Here is a 16535-nt window from a genome sequence, read left to right as displayed (position 1 = left end):
GACGATTAAGATGAAAGAGAAGTTACCATATCCACAAATGCCATGAAAAATAAGTTGTAAAAAACAACTCTAAGCATTGAAATCAATAAAAAACAACTATCTTTGTCCTGTTACCTGTTAGTTGGTAACAGACCATTAAAACCATTGACATATGGAAAAGTACGTTAACATTATGTTAGACAAAGCTTTTAAATCCGTTTTCGGAGTAAAGCAAGTAGCCATCGACTTTATCAATGCTGCCCTCGAAGGCGAGCGCCAGATCAAAGACCTGACCTATCTTGATAAAGAAATCCAACCCGAAGTGATAGAACAGCGCACGGTGATCTTCGATCTCCTATGCGAAGATGTGGACGGGAGTAGATTTATTTTGGAGATGCAGAATTGTCCGCAACGTTGTTTCTTTAACCGGGGATTCTATTATCTTTGCCGGAATTCCGGAGCTGGCGTACGGACGTAGTCCTCGCCGACGAGGCAACAGGTAAAACATTTGGCGAGGTCAAGCTGAAACAGATCTATCTGTCGTTCGACCTGTTCAATTTGAGTGAAGAGGAATGTAAGACGCCTCTTGAAAACACGATTTATATATTGAAGAATATGAATTTATTTGATATGTCTCCGTTCAAGGAAAAAAATGATGCTTTCAAGCGCTTGCTCGATGTGGCAAACCTGGAAACAATGACTGCTCACGAACGTGCCGTCTATGAGGAGAATCTGAAGATCTACCGTGACTGGCGTGCTACGCTGGAATATGCTGTGGAGGAAGCCGAGGAAAAAGGTTTAAAGAAAGGCAAGAAAGAAGAACAACGCCTTATCGCAACAAACTTAAAAAAGCAGGGAGTTTCAGTCGAAACAATAGCCCAAGGCACCGGGTTGTCGGCTGAAGAAATAGACGAATTATAATTTTTATAGCTTGTTAGTTGAATCAGCCAGATTGTTTAATGCATAACAATCTGGCTGATTTTGTGATTATGTCTCTGAACGTCTACAGATGAGACAGATAATATTATCTGATAAAGTTCGTTATTTGCCGCTCTTCAGTTTCCGGCAATGGCTGTGCCCCGGCTTTTATGTTTTTCAGTAACCAGGCCATATTCTTCCCGAGTGTCCGCATGATTTGTAAACCTTCGGCATCCTGTGCAGCCTCGCCGGGCAAGCGGCCGTGTATGATGTTCCAGTATTGTGAAGAGACGACAGGCATGTTGTTGATCGTAAAATATTTGTTCAGCCGGTCGATGGTAGCGCTGGCTCCGCCACGTCGGCAGACTGCAATTGCGGCTGCCGGTTTGTACGCAAGCATATCCGAACAGGAATAAAAGACTCTGTCAAGGATGGCACAAAGCGAACCGTTAGGCCCGGCGTAATATACGGGAGAACCTACTATCAATCCATCTATATCCTGAAGATTTTCACGTATCTCTTCATACAGTTTATCTTTGAAAACGCATTTTCCCAATTCGTTGCACTTGTTACAGGCAATGCAACCTTGTACGGCTTTATTGCCGAGTTGGATGATACGGGTTTCGACGCCATTCTGTTCCAAAGCTGTTGCCACTTCAGACAAAGCCAGAAATGTATTTCCCTCTTTCCGGGGACTTCCATTAATAAGTAACACTTTCATATATATAATCTTTATTGGACAAAAGTAGCAGTTTTAAGACAATGCCCTGTTCTTTATTCGTTCAAATTGTTTTTCTTTTTAGCTCATATATCCGGCTGCTATAATAAGTTTTGTTTCAGCTGTTCCGTATATTTATCTATACGTAACAACTCTTTCGGAATATCGATGTTCTGCGGACAATGAGGATTGCACTGGTTGCAGCCGACACAATGATTGGCCTGACGCAGCCGGGGAACACTACGGTCGTATCCGACAAGGAAAGCACGACGCGCTTTCGCATAATTTTCATCCTGTTGGCTTTCGGGAATATTTCCGGCATTGATACAACGGTTATAATGCAAGAGGATCTCAGGAATATCCAAACCATACGGACAAGGCATACAATATTTACAATCATTGCAAGGGATGGTTGGATAGCGTAGCATTTGTACGGCAGTCTCTTCCAGAAAAGCCAGATCGTTATCCGTCAGCGGTTCCAGTGGGGAATAGGTGCGGAGGTTATCCTGCAGGTGTTCCATATAAGTCATTCCGCTTAACACAGTCAATACACCCGGGAATGTTCCGGCGAAACGGAAAGCCCATGATGCGACACTCGACTCAGGACTGCGTTGTTTCAGTTTCGCTGCAATATGGTCGTGTACGTTCGAGAGACGGCCTCCCAGTAACGGCTCCATGATGATGGCGGGGATGTTCCGTTTTTGTAATTCGCCGTATAGATATTCAGCATCGGTATTCCGGGTGTTGACCTCTTTCGCATGTTTCCAGTCAACATAGTTGAGCTGTATCTGGACAAAGTCCCACTTGATCTCGTCCTGACGGGAGAGGAGGTAGTCGAATACTTTGATATCTCCATGATAAGAGAAACCCAGGTTGCGGATACGGCCTGCCTTTCGTTCTTCAAGCAGAAAATCGAGTATACCGTTGTTTATATAACGTCCTTCGAAATCTTCCATACCATTCCCCATACCGATACCGTGCAACAGGTAATAGTCGATATAGTCGACTTGCAGCTCTTTCATAGAGTTACGATACATAGCCATCGAGTTTTCACGGCTCCATGTCTGGGGCGCGAAGTTGGATAATTTGGTGGCAATATAATAGGTATCGCGCGGATAACGGCTGAGAGCGATACCTGTGGCATGCTCCGAACGTCCTTTACAATATGCAGGCGATGTGTCGAAATAGTTGATGCCATGTGCAATGGCATAGTCGACCAGGCGGTTGACCATTTCCTGGTCGATCTCGTCGCTGCTGTCTCTTGCACTGCTGTTGGAAACTGTCGGCCAACGCATACAGCCATATCCTAATAAGGATACTTTATCGCCTGTCGTGGGCGTGGTGCGATAGGTCATTTCGGCAGGAATATCACCGGAACCGTTTCCCCGGAAGGATGCGTTTTTGTCCGGTTTGCAACTATAAAGTGAGGCTGTCGATGCCAGTGTGCTGCCGCCTAAGACTTTCAGGAATCTCCGTCGGTCTATATTCTTTTTATTCTTTTCTTCCATGATGCTTTGTTTTGATGATTTTCGGGTATATTAAATGGTCCGGTGCATTTCGTGTCCTTCCACATAGATGGCACTCAGTGGGCGGGAGGGACAAAGATGTTCGCAGGCTCCGCAACCGATACAACGTTCGGTATTGATAACCGGTATTTTCGGTGAGTCGGGTGCTTCGGGATCTTTGGGAACCATCTGTATAGCAGCTGTCGGACAATGACGGGCACAGTTGCCGCAATCGACACCGTCGGTATTGACTACGCAAAGGTCTTTGATCCATACGGCATGTCCGATCTGAATGGCAGATTTGTCGGCTACACTGATCGGCTGTATGGCGCTGGTAGGACACACGTCCGCACATTTGGTACATTCCGGCCGGCAATACCCAAGTTCATAGGACATTTCCGGTTGCATCAGGGTCATAAGGTTACCGGACGGACGCAGTACCTGGTTGGTACAGACGGATACACATAATTGGCAGGCAGTACAATGTCCGGTAAAGTTTCGTGCGCTTAATGATCCGGGAGGAGTGATAGGAGTGAGGCGTTCCGGCTTTTGTTTGTCTTCTATCGGAGCTAAACCGCCATCTACATTCTTTTCGGGTTTGACTTGTGCCTTCAATGTGGCTGATACGGCAAACAGGGTGGCAGCCGATAAAAAGTGACGGCGTGAAGCAGCGGATTTTTCCGTGGCAGGAGCCGATGCCGATGGCAATACTGACGCCGAAGCCGATGGTGAAGTGGTTGCTTCAACCTGTTTTTTAGGCAGCGATTGTCCCGGTACATATTTCAGGGCATTCCGGCGACATTTCCCGATGCAATCCATACAGGTTACACAACGGCTGTAATCGATCCGGTGTTCTTTGGTATCGATGCATGCAGCCTTACAATTCCGGGCACATAATCCGCAACCGTTACATTTTTCGGTATCGATAACCGGTTTGAAATAAGAATACCGGGCAAGGAAGCCGAGGATGGTTCCTACCGGACAAATGGTATTGCAGTAGGTTCGTCCGTTACGCCACGCTAATATAGTCAGTACGATAAATGTTATGATGGCTATGCTGAAAGTGGCTATTCCTTTCATCCAAACATCTACCGTATAAAAGGCATAGCTATCCATCCGTTCAGCGAGATAGGCGAGTCCATTGTTTGCCCATTGATAGAAAGGAGCGAACAGATTGGAGGCGATCCGCCCATAGGCACTGTATGGAGCCAGCAAAGCCAATAGCGAACCGAAACCTCCAATCATCGCAAGTATAAACATAGCAAGTATCCCATAACGCAACCAGCTAACTGCCGGGGAATACGAAAAACGGTTCTTCTTTTGTTTTCCGGCTATCCATGAAACAACATCCTGAAATACTCCCAGAGGACAAATAACCGAACAGTAGATCCGTCCGAACAGTAATGTCAGGACAATAAGCCCTATCACTATTCCTATATTCACCGCCAGCAATGCCGGAAGGAATTGTATCTTCGCCATCCAACCGAACCACTGATGTATTGTCCCCGTGAAATCAAGGAACAACAAGGTGATCAGGGTAAAGAAAATGACGGCAGCAGTTAGTCTGATTTTTCTTAACATATACGTCTCTGAATATTTTGTTGATTATTACTGATGCAAAATTATTCTTGTTTTTCCCGTTAACGATTACACATATTACAGGTATATCTACCATTATTACTGATTTGCTTTAACAGATGAAAAAATGACGCAAAAAACATCTAACTTTGTGAAAACAAAACAGAAAGCATATGATGGAAATTAGAGAAATGGATCACATTTATCAGTATAATGACCGGATGGGGCTGGAAACATTGCATCCGCTGATCAGTATTGTCGACTTTTCAAAATGTGAGGTACAGGTAGAAAGTGCACGTTTGAGATATGGCTTTTACTCAGTCTTTTTGAAAGATGTGAAATGCGGTGACCTGCAATACGGGCGTAATTACTATGACTATCAAGAGGGCACGATGGTTTTCACTGCCCCCGGACAAGTGGTAGGTGTTGCCCGGAAAGGAGAATATATCCAGCCGAAAGGATGGGCGCTGCTTTTCCATCCCGATTTGATCCGTGGTACTTCTCTCGGTCGTAACATTAAGAATTACCGTTTCTTTTCTTATGAAGTGTATGAGGCACTTCATCTTTCGGAACAGGAACGGCAGATAGTAATCGATTGCCTGAAAAATATAGAACTGGAACTACATCATGGAATAGATAAGCATAGTAAAATGCTGATCGTTTCGAATATCGAACTGCTATTGAACTATTGCGTCCGTTTTTACGACCGTCAGTTTATTACCCGCGAAGAAGCAAATAAGGATACACTGGCTAAGTTCGAGAAGATCATGAACGACTATTTCCAGTCGGATAAACCGCAGGATATCGGGCTGCCATCTGTTCAGTATTGTGCCGACCAGTTACATCTTTCGGCAAATTATCTGGGTGATCTGATAAAAAAGGAAACGGGTAAATCTGCGCAGGAGCAAATCCAGCTATATCTTATCGATATGGCAAAAGAGAAAGTGCTCGATACCAGCCGTTCCATCAGTGAGATCGCTTATGAATTAGGCTTTAAGTATCCGCAGCACTTTACCCGTTTGTTTAAAAAGTGTGTGGGAACTTCTCCGAATGAGTATCGGATGCAGAATTAAGTTTTATTTCTTTTTACGGGTTGCGAAAACTTTAGCTAAAGTGATCCATTCCCCGTCTTCGTTGATGGCGGTACTTCGCCAGGTGAAAGAATTGTCTGTAATATCAGAGAATATCCATTTCATACCTTGCGAAGTTATCTCCGTCAGGACAATTTCGTCTCCTTCTTTCCGGGCTTCCAGCCGGGCACATTCTTCCGGGCATCCGTAGAAGATTTCCCAAAGACATTTTTCCTGATTAAATAACCTGAGAGTAGTCCCGTAAGCTGCGTCCGGTTGGATATCGATCAATCTTTCTGTGCGCGACGGAACAATAAAGACATCTTGTACTGCCATTCCGTCGAGTACCCATGAAAAGATCCATTCTCCTTTTACACGTCTGGGAGTAGGTGTGTTGAGGTGGTCGTTCCAGTCAAGATCCCATTCACCAATCACTTTACCAAAGAAATTGTATTCTTCCGGTATTCTTTCACTCTTTCCTTCACTGACTAGTGCTGCTTCAAATTCTTTCATGATTTCTTATTTAATTTGATTCAAGGTTTAATATTTAACAAAGATAAGCGAAAATCAACAAATAAGAACAGTGATAAAGGTAAAAATATCAGTAATCTATCTACCAGACTTCTGATAAAAGGGATGTACTTTTGTTTTATATAAAAGGATTAGATATGAAAATAAAAAATAGATGGTATATGATAACAGGACTTATAATAGGTATAGTGATCGTTTTGGGTGTGGTAGTGGTTGCTTTTATCAATCAACCGGCTTTCGGACGTCTGCCGCAAGGGGAACGACTGGAAAAAATAGAACATTCTCCCCACTATAAAAACGGAGAGTTTCAGAATATACATCCGACAACGTTAATGACTTCCGATAAAGGACGTTTGCGCAGTATGTGGGATTTCCTGATCTCCAGACCTGACGGACTGAATCCAGACGTTCCGGTTCCGGCGATCAAATCTGATCTGAAAAACTTGGCGGACGATTCGAATGTAATGGTCTGGTTCGGTCATTCTTCCTATCTGCTTCAATTGTCCGGTAAACGAATTTTAGTCGATCCGGTGTTTTGTATGGCTTCTCCGGTTTCCTTTGTCAATAAGCCTTTTAAAGGAACGGATATATATAAACCGGAAGATATGCCGGATATCGATTATCTGGTTATTAGCCATGACCATTGGGATCATTTGGATTATCAGACGGTAATCCGGCTGAAAGATCGCATCCGTAAAGTAATCTGCCCTTTGGGTGTGGGCGAACATTTTGAATATTGGGGCTTCGATAAAGGGAATATTATTGAACTGGACTGGTACGAAAGTGCGTTGCCGGACGAAAACTTTACGGTCCGTTGTCTGCCAACCCGTCATTTCTCCGGTCGGGGACTGACATCGAATAAGACTTTGTGGGCTTCTTTCCTTCTGGAAGCTCCTTCGTATAAAGTCTATATGGGAGGGGACAGCGGTTACGATACTCATTTTGAAGAAATAGGCAAACAGTATCCGGATATCGATCTGGCTATTCTGGAAAACGGACAGTACAATGAGGGATGGCGTAATATCCATACGATGCCTCAGTATTTGGGGCAGGCAGCCAAAGATTTGAAAGCCCGTAAGGTCGTGACTGTCCATCATTCCAAATACGCATTAGCCAGGCACCGTTGGGACGAACCGTTGAAAAACGAAATTGAGATGGCAAAAGAAAACTCTTTGGAATTGATCGTTCCGGTGATTGGACAGGTGATGAATTTGGATAATAAGTAGATATAATTTAGTAGCTTTGTCTCAGATGAAAATAATTGATAATTAAAGAGATTATGGAAACAGTGAAATTGAATAATGGCATTGAAATGCCGATTTTAGGTTATGGAGTTTATCAGGTGACACCTGAAGAATGTGAACGTTGTGTATTGGATGCTTTGAGCGTAGGTTATCGTTCTGTCGACACGGCACAAGCCTATTTTAATGAAGAAGGTGTAGGGAATGCAATCAGTAAAAGTGGTATTCCACGGAACGAATTGTTTATTACAACCAAGGTTTGGATCTCCAATGCCGGATATGAAAAGGCAAAAGCATCTATCGCTGAGTCTTTGTGTAAACTGCAGAGTGATTATGTCGATCTACTCCTGATACACCAACCTTTTGGTGATTATTACGGTACTTACCGTGCGATGGAAGAGGCTTATAAGGCAGGAAAGGCACGTGCTATCGGAGTGAGTAACTTTTATCCCGACCGTCTTGTCGATCTGGCGGAGTGCTGTGAGATAAAACCGGCTGTCAATCAGGTAGAAACACATGTCTTCAATCAGCAAATAGAACCCCAGAGGATCATGGAGGAATATGGAACACGGGTCATGTCATGGGGACCATTTGCAGAGGGTAAAAATAACTTTTTTACTAATGAACTATTGAAAACAATCGGTGAAAAGTATGGAAAGTCGGTTGCACAGGTTGCTTTACGTTATCTGATTCAACGGGATGTGATCGTTATTCCGAAATCGACGCATAAAGAACGTATGATCGAGAATATGGATGTGTTTGATTTCTCCTTATCAGAAGAAGATATGCAGGCTATTGTTATGCTTGACCAAAAGAAAAGTTTGTTTCTCTCTCATAATGATCCGGAGATGGTGAAATGGCTGATTAATCTGGTGAAAAAGTAATCCTGTTAAAAATACGACTATTGTCTGATTACTAGTTTATTACAGTTTCCTCGTAGTTTCGTGCTTTGGAAACTCCAGTTTCCTTCGCGGGAAACTGTAATTTCCTAAGCAGGGAACTGGCGTTTCCTGCTTAGGAAATTTACGGAAACTAACGAAGAAGTCGGAGCAGGATTACTTATTCCAATTATATGACTCTACATATCCGTCGAAATACTCCTCCAGAACAACTCCCAACTCCTGGGCAAGGGTGACGACATATTGTTGTTCGGCGGGTGACAAAGGTGCTCCCCCTTTACGTTTCAGATAATAATTTTTCCGGCCTAAAAAGGTTATCATCCGTAACCGGAAAGTATCTGCGACGTTTAAGGTCAACGCATTTACCGTGCGCATAAATCCAAGGGCATTAATGATTTTGTTGTTAGGGCGGTAAAGCTTGCATGCTCCTTTCATCTTCTTTAATGTGTTTGGATTCATTATCCGCAGGAAAATCATATCTTCGGGAGCATGCTTTAAAGCGATCTGGCGTAGACAGGTAGTTGCTTTTGGGCAGTTCTCGGCTGCACACATACCAAAATCATATGGTACTTTTGAGAAATCAAACGACTCTTCCATAACTTTGTAGAATTCAAGGTTTATTAATTCCGATAAAGATCGGGATATATCGGGGAAATACCAAATATCAAAGCATGAAAAGAGTGGCCGTTTTTACATTAACTTTTTGTTCTGCTCCAATAACCCGACTATTTTCTCCAGTCTTTTCAGCCGGGTGTCTTCTCTTTTTGCTTCAAAGTAGAAGCCGATAAAATTATTTTGAGTCGACTTTGCTGTCGTAAGGTAATTAGCATAAGCCTGATTGTAGTCTTTTATCAGGGATTCAAATTCAGACTTTTGAGTATCGGTAACATTTCTGTCCCGTACCTTTTCCCATTCTCCGCTTCTTTTGGCTTCTTCGATGGCCTGCATTCCGAACCCGGTCATTCTTCCTTCTTTGATAAGCTTTTCTACAATCTTTTTATTCTTTTCCGACCATTTGCTTCCTTTCCTTCTTTGGGAAAAGTACTTTTTGTATTTGTGCTCGTCGATAGAGTTGATCAGCCCGTCGATCCAACCGAAACATAATGCTTCTTCCAACGCCTCTTCTGCGGATAATGTTTTTAATGTTTTTGTTTTCCCGAATAGTAACCAGACACCCTCGTTTGTCTGGCCGTAATTCTTTAACCACTCCTGAAAATCTTCTCTTGTCGCGAAAATTAATTCTGTTTCCATTTTTAATTGGTTTTATTTCGTGAGTATTATTTTAAGTAGATATTCCGGTATTCTGTCGGCGACGACCCGGTATGTCTCCGGAAGAAACGGCACATATATGACGGATCTTCGAAATTCATCTCAGCTGCAATGTTTTTAATAGACAAATTAGTATTGGAAAGATAAGTTTTGATCTCTACGATGATCATTTGTTCGATTATCTCTTTGGGGCTTTGCTCCATTCCTTTATAAGCCAATTTGTAAAGATAATCAGGTGTTATGCAGAGTTTGTCTGCATAAAAGCTTACTTCCCGGTGTTGATGGCAATGCTCAGCTAACAGGCTGGCGAACTTTCCCAGGATAGCCCATGTCTGATCTCTTTTATAGTGATCGTTGATTCCTATATTTTTTTCTTTCGCTTCACTGTCGATAGCCATAAAAAGACTGTGGATGTTGTTACGTAACAGCGTCAGTTTATATTCTTGTGCACATTCGTCAATAATCCATTTTGTTTGCTGATACCACGTATGTAGTAGCATGGATTGATTTTTCGATAGATGGAGAATGACGTGGTCATATATGAAATTCCAAAACGAAGTGGGAGTGATTTTATAAAAGACTTCTTCCATCACTTCTTCGGAAAGCGAAACATACAGGGCGGAAAATGTATCTGAAACTTCGATCGTAACGAATACTATATCGGTAAAGATAAAGACTACATCTCCTTTTTTCAATATCCGCTTTTGGAAATTGGTAGAGACAGTAGCCATCCCCGCCGTACATAACAGGATTGTGCAACAGTTTGGATCCAACGGATGTCCTATACTCTCTTTCAGGTCGGTTGTTCCGGCTGCATTTTCGTTTCCAGGTCGGTGTAAAGCGTATTTTATATTTGTCATATTTTATTCGGATCTTCTCCGCGAAGATAGTATGTTTTTTTAGAATCCCTCTTTGATTTGTATTGAAAAGTACCCGATATGACAGGATTATGATATGTGATCAGGTTACGACAAACTATATCTTTGCGCTCCGGTAAAATCAGTTGTTACCGGAGATAGTTCCAGATAATGAAAGATTGTTCAAATTAGTAACCGTATGAAAAATTTATCTCAATTTATTACCATTCTCTGCTTTATGTTTCTGATATCTTGTAAGAATAAACAAGAAGGGGAGTTTCATCAGGCTTATCCAGTATTAACCGTGACGTCTACTCCGGCGGAAATCAAAGAATCTTATTCAGCCTCTATCCGGGGGCGACAGGATATTGAAATTTATCCGCAAGTGTCGGGTACGATATTCCGGCTTTGTGTTCAGGAAGGCGAAAAAGTGAAGAAGGGAGAAACTCTTTTTGTTATCGATCCGGTTCCTTACCAGGCTGCTTTAAGAACAGCGACGGCCAATGTACATGCAGCACAAGCGCAAGTGGAAACAGCCCGCCTGACTTACGAAAGTAAACAGGAATTGTTCCGTGAAAACGTCATTTCGGAATATGAATTATCGACAGCACGGAATGCACTGTCTGTTGCCAATGCAGGACTGGAGCAAGCCCAGGCACAGGAAGTGAATGCCCGCAACAGCCTCTCCTACACAGAAGTAAAAAGTCCGTCGGACGGTATTGTCGGGATACTTCCTTACCGGACAGGTGCTTTGGTTAATCCGTCGATGGCTCAACCGCTGACCACCGTATCGGACAATTCACAAATGTATGTCTATTTCTCTATGACGGAAAATCGCCTCCGGGCATTGATCCGGCAGTATGGTTCGCCGGACGAAACGATAAAGCAGATGCCGTCGATCGAACTGCAGTTGAATGATGGAAGCATCTATGAGGAAAACGGACATATCGAAAGTATCAGCGGGGTTATCAACCAGCAGACGGGAACAGTATCGGTACGAAGCGTATTTCCGAACGAGAACCGTATGTTATTTAGTGGCGGGATCGGTAATGTCGTTATTCCTTATAAAATGGATGATGTGATTGTTATTCCTCAGTCTGCTACCTATGAATTACAGGATAAAGTATTTGCTTACAAAGTGCAGGAAAACGGAAAACTTTCCGCTGTTCAGCTACAGATAGAAAAGCTGAACGACGGTACTGACTATATTGTTCGCTCAGGTCTTCGGCCGGGCGACCGGATTGTCAGCGAAGGTGTCGGATTGTTGCAAGACGGAATGGAGATACTTGTCAAAGAAACCGAAAAACAATAAAATAAAAAAGTATGAACCTAAGATATTTTATAGACCGTCCCGTCTTATCGATTGTCATTTCCATAACAATTGTTCTGATGGGGATTATTTCTTTGTTTACACTGCCTGTCGAGCAGTATCCCGATATTGCCCCTCCTACGATCCAGGTCTTTACCAATTATCCGGGAGCCAATGCTGAAACTGTTCAGAAAAGTGTCATTGTCCCGTTGGAGGAAGCAATCAATGGGGTGGAGAATATGAACTATATCACTTCCACGGCCTCAAATAGTGGCGATGTGTTCCTCAATATCTTTTTCAAACAAGGAAGCGACGCAGATATGGCGGCAGTGAATGTACAGAACCGTGTTTCTACAGCTTTGAGTTTGCTGCCTGCCGAAGTAACCAAGATCGGTGTCACGACCATGAAGCAGCAGAACGCTGAGTTGAAGACTTTTGCTCTTTACTCACCGGACGATGCTTACGATCGCCAGTTCCTCAATAATTATATGAAGATTAATGTGGAACCGCGCATCAAGCGTATTGCCGGAGTAGGGCAGGTTATGCAATTCGGTTCCAATTATAGTATGCGTATCTGGCTCAAACCGGATAAGATGGCACAGTATAAACTGGTTCCGGGAGATATCTCGGCTGTATTGGATAAACAGAATATCGAAGCAGCTACGGGAGCATTCGGAGAGAATCATGATAATACCCATCAATACACCATGAAGTATCGTGGACGCTTCTCTACACCGGAAGAGTTCGGTAATCTTGTGATACGTTCTTTGCCGGGGGGCGATGTGTTACGGTTACGTGAGGTTGCTGATATTGAACTGGGAGATGAGGCTTATAATTATGCAACGGAGGTAAATGGTCATCCGGCTGCACTGGCAATGGTGTTTCAGACTGCCGGGTCGAATGCATCAATTATCATCAATGAAATCGATGCCACACTGGAAGAGATAAGCAGTGACCTTCCTAAAGGAATGGAGTTTATAACACTGAACGACACAAACCGTTTCCTGTATGCTTCGATCCATGAGGTGATAAAAACTTTGTTGGAGGCTATCTTGCTGGTAATCCTGGTGGTATATGTCTTTTTGCAGGATATACGTTCTACGTTGATCCCGACTATTTCAATTTTTGTTTCCATTATCGGTACGTTTGCCTTTATGTCGGTAGCCGGGTTCTCGATCAACCTATTGACATTGTTTGCTCTGGTATTGGCCATTGGCACGGTGGTGGATGATGCGATAGTGGTGGTCGAGGCTGTCCAGGCGCGGTTCGATGTGGGATATCAGTCCTCTTATATGGCAACGAATGATGCAATAAAAGGAGTATCTTCGGCTATTCTTACCTCGACCTTGATCTTTATGGCTGTATTTATACCTGTGTCTATGATGGGAGGAACTTCGGGAGCATTCTATACCCAATTCGGTATAACAATGGCTGTTGCCGTCGGTATTTCGGCAGTCAATGCCTTTACATTGTCTCCGGCACTCTGTGCTTTGTTATTGACTCCTTATATAGATGAATCCGGGAATGTAAAGGATAATTTTGCAGCCCGTTTCCGTAAAGCGTTTAATGCAGCTTTTGATGTGATGACCAAACGTTATGTACAAGGGGTATTATTGTTTGTCAAACGTCGTTGGCTGATGTGGGGCACATTGGTGACTGCACTTGTTTTACTTGTTTTTCTGGTACAACATACCAAGACAGGACTGATTCCAGATGAAGATACGGGAACCGTAATGATCAGCATGAACTCCAAGCCGGGTTCATCTCTGCCTCAGACTCAACGGGTGATGGAGCAGATGAACGAACAACTTAAAGGGATTCCTGAGGTAGAATACAATGCCAATGTGGTAGGTTATTCATTTTCAGGTTCGGGACCTTCCATGGGTATGTATTTCCTTTCGCTCAAACATTGGGATGAACGAAAGGAGGAAGGGCAGTCTGCTGCCGATGTAGTGAATAAGATTTATGGTTTATCGACTGAAGTTCCGGATGCGCAGATATTCGCTATGACGCCACCGATGATCCCAGGTTATGGTATGGGTAGCGGTTTTGAACTTTACATACAGGACAAGACTGCCGGTGATTTGAACGCTTTCAAGAAAGTAACAGATAATTTTGTGGCTGCACTTAGCGAACGTCCCGAGATTGAAGCCGTTTATTCTGCTTTCGAGACAAACTATCCACAGTATTGGGTAGATATCGACGCCGCCCAATGCGAACAATCAGGAATTTCTCCGGGTGAAGTATTGGAAACGCTTTCAGGCTATTATAGCGGCGGATATGTATCCAACTTCAACCGTTTCTCTAAATTGTACCGTGTGATGATCCAGGCAGATCCTGAATATCGTGTCACACCGGAGTCGCTGAACCATCTTTATGTAAGGGTCGGTGAGGAAATGGCACCGCTGAGCCAGTTTGTAAAGTTGACGAAAACGTATGGCCCGCAGGATTTAATGCGTTTCAACCTCTATAATTCGATCTCGATCAACGGTTCACCGGCAAACGGTTACAGTTCGGGAGATGCATTACAGGCCATTAAAGAAACGGCGGATCAGGTGTTGCCGAAGAATTACGGATATGAATTCGGAGGCATCTCACGTGAAGAAAGCAAGACGACTAATAATGTCGTTATTATTTTCGGTATCTGTCTTTTGTTGGTTTATTTGATATTAAGTGCTTTATATGAGAGTTTTCTTATTCCGTTCGCAATTATTCTTTCGGTGCCTTGCGGATTGTTGGGTAGCTTTTTGTTTGCCCAGTTGTTCGGGTTGGGGAATGATATTTATATGCAGACCGGACTAATCATGCTTATCGGATTGCTGGCTAAGACAGCTATTCTTCTGACGGAATATGCGACTAAACGCCGGGAAGCAGGAATGTCACTGACGCAGGCTGCTCTTGCCGCTGCAAAAGTTCGTTTGCGTCCGATCCTGATGACGGCTCTGACAATGGTATTTGGTCTGTTGCCGTTAATGGTGGCGCATGGGGTAGGTGCAAACGGAAGCCGTTCGTTGGCGTCCGGTGCGGTAGGCGGCATGCTTGTCGGAACGTTGGCTTTATTATTCCTTGTCCCGGGTCTTTTCATCGTATTTCAATATCTACAGGAGAAAGTCAGACCGATACAAGCCTCCAGGGGAGATGCCGATTGGTCTATACAAACGGAATTAGAAGAAATAGGAAAGAAAAAGTGAGTATGAAACAGTTATTTATTTTAAGTCTTGCAATCTGTCTGATGACAGGTTGCAGGATATATAAACCTTATTCTCGTCCGGAGGTCAATACGGACGGACTGTATCGGGATATGACAGTGGAAGATACGGCGACAGTCGCTTCTCTTTCCTGGAAAGAACTTTTTACAGATAATTTATTACAGAACCTGATCGAAAGGGGATTGGAGTATAATACCGATCTGAATATCGCTCATCTGCGGGTGAAGGAAGCCGAAGCTGTCCTGATGAATGCCCGTCTTTCCTATCTTCCTTCTTTATCGTTGAATCCGGAGGGCGGAGTTAGCAGCTTCGATGGCTCTGCTCCTGGTAAGACGTATAATTTAGCTTTGTCGGCAAGCTGGGAAATAGATGTTTTCGGTAAAGTAACGAATGCGAAAAGAGGAGCGAAAGCTGCACTTGAAGGAAGCCGTGCGTATGAACAGGCTGTACAGACACAGTTGGTGGCTACCATCGCGAATAGTTATTATACTTTGTTGATGTTGGACAGACAACTTGTAATCAATAAAGAAACATTGGAAAGCTGGTCACGTACGGTAAAGACTTTGGAAGCATTGAAACGGGCAGGGGAATCGAATGATACTGCTATCCTTCAGGCTAAGGCAAATCATTTGGCACTCGAAGCTTCTATTCTATCCATACAGAAAAGTATCCGTGAAACGGAAAATAGTTTGTCTGTTTTACTGGCTATGGCACCACAAACGATTGAACGGAAGACGCTGGAGGAACAGTTGTTTCCGGAAGAGCTGAAGGTCGGGGTTCCTTTGCAGCTTTTATCTAATCGTCCCGACATACGGCAGGCGGAATTTAATCTGATGCAGGCTTTTTATTCAACCAATGCAGCACGTTCAGCTTTTTATCCGAACATAATGCTTTCCGGTACTGCCGGATGGACAAATAACGGTAGCGGTGTGATTCTGAATCCCGGTAGTTTGTTATTGAGCGCAGTAGGATCGTTGACACAACCATTATTTAATAAAGGTACGAATATCGCTAATCTGAAAGTGGCGAAAGCGCGGCAGGAAGAGGCCTCTCTTTCATTTCAACAATCTGTTTTGAATGCAGGGAAAGAAGTGAACGATGCTCTGGTGCAATGGCAGGTTGCCCAACAAAGGATAGAGATAGGAAAGCAACAGGTTGGTGCTTTACAGGAAGCTGTACATAAAACGGAGTTATTGATGCAATATTCTTCTACGAATTATCTGGAAGTATTGACTGCACAAAAGTCCTTATTGGATGCGGAATTAGTACAGGCGCAGGATCAATTTGATAAAATACAAGGGGTTATTAACCTGTTCCATGCACTTGGTGGTAGTAGATTCCAGTAAACATAGGAATGGAAAGTTAACATTCTGATATATTTTATAGGACAATAAAAGGTAGATTTAAGTAATTTATTCGTAAACTTGTAACCCTAAATAAAAACGTTAAATT

Annotated in this window: 13 protein-coding genes and 1 pseudogene; 7 read left to right on the top strand and 7 right to left on the bottom strand. The window is 43.3% G+C overall.

The window, feature by feature from the left end; translation table 11 throughout:
• Positions 1–151 precede the first annotated feature (151 nt).
• Positions 152–900 (top strand): annotated as a pseudogene (locus DWW23_RS00780) (PD-(D/E)XK nuclease family transposase).
• Between the two features lie 103 nt (positions 901–1003).
• On the opposite strand, the gene DWW23_RS00775 reads toward DWW23_RS00780, so the two are convergent.
• The 3 genes from DWW23_RS00775 to DWW23_RS00765 all read right to left on the bottom strand — a co-directional run bounded on the left by DWW23_RS00775 (position 1004) and on the right by DWW23_RS00765 (position 4701).
• Positions 1004–1618, bottom strand: a complete 615-nt coding sequence (locus tag DWW23_RS00775) for a flavodoxin family protein (protein ID WP_122351398.1) — start codon at positions 1616–1618, stop codon at positions 1004–1006.
• Positions 1619–1716: 98 nt separating this feature from the next.
• A complete protein-coding gene (locus DWW23_RS00770) occupies positions 1717–3123 on the bottom strand; it encodes an aldo/keto reductase (RefSeq protein ID WP_122351397.1) in 1407 nt (468 codons plus the stop codon).
• A 30-nt stretch (positions 3124–3153) separates the two neighbouring features.
• Positions 3154–4701, bottom strand: a complete 1548-nt coding sequence (locus DWW23_RS00765) for a 4Fe-4S binding protein (protein ID WP_122351396.1) — start codon at positions 4699–4701, stop codon at positions 3154–3156.
• A gap of 170 nt (positions 4702–4871) precedes the next feature.
• On the opposite strand from DWW23_RS00765, the gene DWW23_RS00760 reads away from it, so the two are divergent.
• Entirely contained in the window at positions 4872–5771 is a 900-nt protein-coding gene (locus DWW23_RS00760; RefSeq protein WP_075557326.1) for an AraC family transcriptional regulator, read from the top strand.
• A gap of 3 nt (positions 5772–5774) precedes the next feature.
• Here the strand turns inward: DWW23_RS00760 and DWW23_RS00755 are convergent, their stop codons facing one another.
• Complete coding sequence (locus DWW23_RS00755; RefSeq protein ID WP_122351395.1) at positions 5775–6281, bottom strand: hypothetical protein; 507 nt, start codon at positions 6279–6281, stop codon at positions 5775–5777.
• A 155-nt stretch (positions 6282–6436) separates the two neighbouring features.
• Between DWW23_RS00755 and DWW23_RS00750 the strand changes: the two genes are divergently transcribed.
• Together DWW23_RS00750 and DWW23_RS00745 are read left to right on the top strand one after the other, a co-directional pair.
• On the top strand, positions 6437–7525 hold the full coding sequence (locus DWW23_RS00750; protein WP_305036999.1) for an MBL fold metallo-hydrolase: 1089 nt from the start codon (positions 6437–6439) through the stop codon (positions 7523–7525).
• Between the two features lie 53 nt (positions 7526–7578).
• A complete protein-coding gene (locus DWW23_RS00745; protein ID WP_122351393.1) occupies positions 7579–8424 on the top strand; it encodes an aldo/keto reductase in 846 nt (281 codons plus the stop codon).
• 171 nt (positions 8425–8595) lie between these two features.
• On the opposite strand, the gene DWW23_RS00740 is transcribed toward DWW23_RS00745, so the two are convergent.
• From DWW23_RS00740 to DWW23_RS00730, 3 genes are all read right to left on the bottom strand, one after another.
• On the bottom strand, positions 8596–9036 hold the full coding sequence (locus tag DWW23_RS00740) for a DUF6078 family protein (RefSeq protein WP_122351392.1): 441 nt from the start codon (positions 9034–9036) through the stop codon (positions 8596–8598).
• A 93-nt stretch (positions 9037–9129) separates the two neighbouring features.
• Positions 9130–9690: a YdeI family protein gene (locus tag DWW23_RS00735; protein WP_122351391.1), complete on the bottom strand. Its 561-nt coding sequence runs from the start codon at positions 9688–9690 to the stop codon at positions 9130–9132.
• Between the two features lie 26 nt (positions 9691–9716).
• Entirely contained in the window at positions 9717–10568 is an 852-nt protein-coding gene (locus DWW23_RS00730) for an AraC family transcriptional regulator (protein ID WP_122351390.1), read from the bottom strand.
• 184 nt (positions 10569–10752) lie between these two features.
• Between DWW23_RS00730 and DWW23_RS00725 the strand changes: the two genes are divergently transcribed.
• From DWW23_RS00725 to DWW23_RS00715, 3 genes are read left to right on the top strand one after another with little or no spacing between them, the layout of a single operon-like run.
• The gene (locus tag DWW23_RS00725) at positions 10753–11877 is read left to right on the top strand and encodes an efflux RND transporter periplasmic adaptor subunit (RefSeq protein ID WP_370449233.1); all 1125 of its coding nucleotides are present in this window, start codon (positions 10753–10755) and stop codon (positions 11875–11877) included.
• Positions 11878–11888: 11 nt separating this feature from the next.
• The gene (locus DWW23_RS00720; protein WP_122351388.1) at positions 11889–15065 is read left to right on the top strand and encodes an efflux RND transporter permease subunit; all 3177 of its coding nucleotides are present in this window, start codon (positions 11889–11891) and stop codon (positions 15063–15065) included.
• A 2-nt stretch (positions 15066–15067) separates the two neighbouring features.
• On the top strand, positions 15068–16429 hold the full coding sequence (locus DWW23_RS00715) for an efflux transporter outer membrane subunit (protein ID WP_122351387.1): 1362 nt from the start codon (positions 15068–15070) through the stop codon (positions 16427–16429).
• Positions 16430–16535: the final 106 nt, after the last annotated feature.

Source organism: Parabacteroides sp. AF14-59 (genome assembly GCF_003479515.1).
GTDB classification, from domain to species: Bacteria; Bacteroidota; Bacteroidia; order Bacteroidales; family Tannerellaceae; genus Parabacteroides; species Parabacteroides faecis.
The sequence above is the reverse complement of the archived record's forward strand: the minus strand, read 5'-3'. Positions and strand labels throughout refer to the sequence as shown.

Excerpts from the sequence above, each read along its gene's own strand:
- DWW23_RS00775 (WP_122351398.1), bottom strand. The coding sequence starts at position 1,618 with ATGAAAGTGTTACTTATTAATGGAAGTCCCCGGAAAGAGGGAAATACA.
- DWW23_RS00770 (WP_122351397.1), bottom strand. The coding sequence starts at position 3,123 with ATGGAAGAAAAGAATAAAAAGAATATAGACCGACGGAGATTCCTGAAA.
- DWW23_RS00765 (WP_122351396.1), bottom strand. The coding sequence starts at position 4,701 with ATGTTAAGAAAAATCAGACTAACTGCTGCCGTCATTTTCTTTACCCTG.
- DWW23_RS00760 (WP_075557326.1), top strand. The coding sequence starts at position 4,872 with ATGATGGAAATTAGAGAAATGGATCACATTTATCAGTATAATGACCGG.
- DWW23_RS00755 (WP_122351395.1), bottom strand. The coding sequence starts at position 6,281 with ATGAAAGAATTTGAAGCAGCACTAGTCAGTGAAGGAAAGAGTGAAAGA.
- DWW23_RS00750 (WP_305036999.1), top strand. The coding sequence starts at position 6,437 with ATGAAAATAAAAAATAGATGGTATATGATAACAGGACTTATAATAGGT.
- DWW23_RS00745 (WP_122351393.1), top strand. The coding sequence starts at position 7,579 with ATGGAAACAGTGAAATTGAATAATGGCATTGAAATGCCGATTTTAGGT.
- DWW23_RS00740 (WP_122351392.1), bottom strand. The coding sequence starts at position 9,036 with ATGGAAGAGTCGTTTGATTTCTCAAAAGTACCATATGATTTTGGTATG.
- DWW23_RS00735 (WP_122351391.1), bottom strand. The coding sequence starts at position 9,690 with ATGGAAACAGAATTAATTTTCGCGACAAGAGAAGATTTTCAGGAGTGG.
- DWW23_RS00730 (WP_122351390.1), bottom strand. The coding sequence starts at position 10,568 with ATGACAAATATAAAATACGCTTTACACCGACCTGGAAACGAAAATGCA.
- DWW23_RS00720 (WP_122351388.1), top strand. The coding sequence starts at position 11,889 with ATGAACCTAAGATATTTTATAGACCGTCCCGTCTTATCGATTGTCATT.
- DWW23_RS00715 (WP_122351387.1), top strand. The coding sequence starts at position 15,068 with ATGAAACAGTTATTTATTTTAAGTCTTGCAATCTGTCTGATGACAGGT.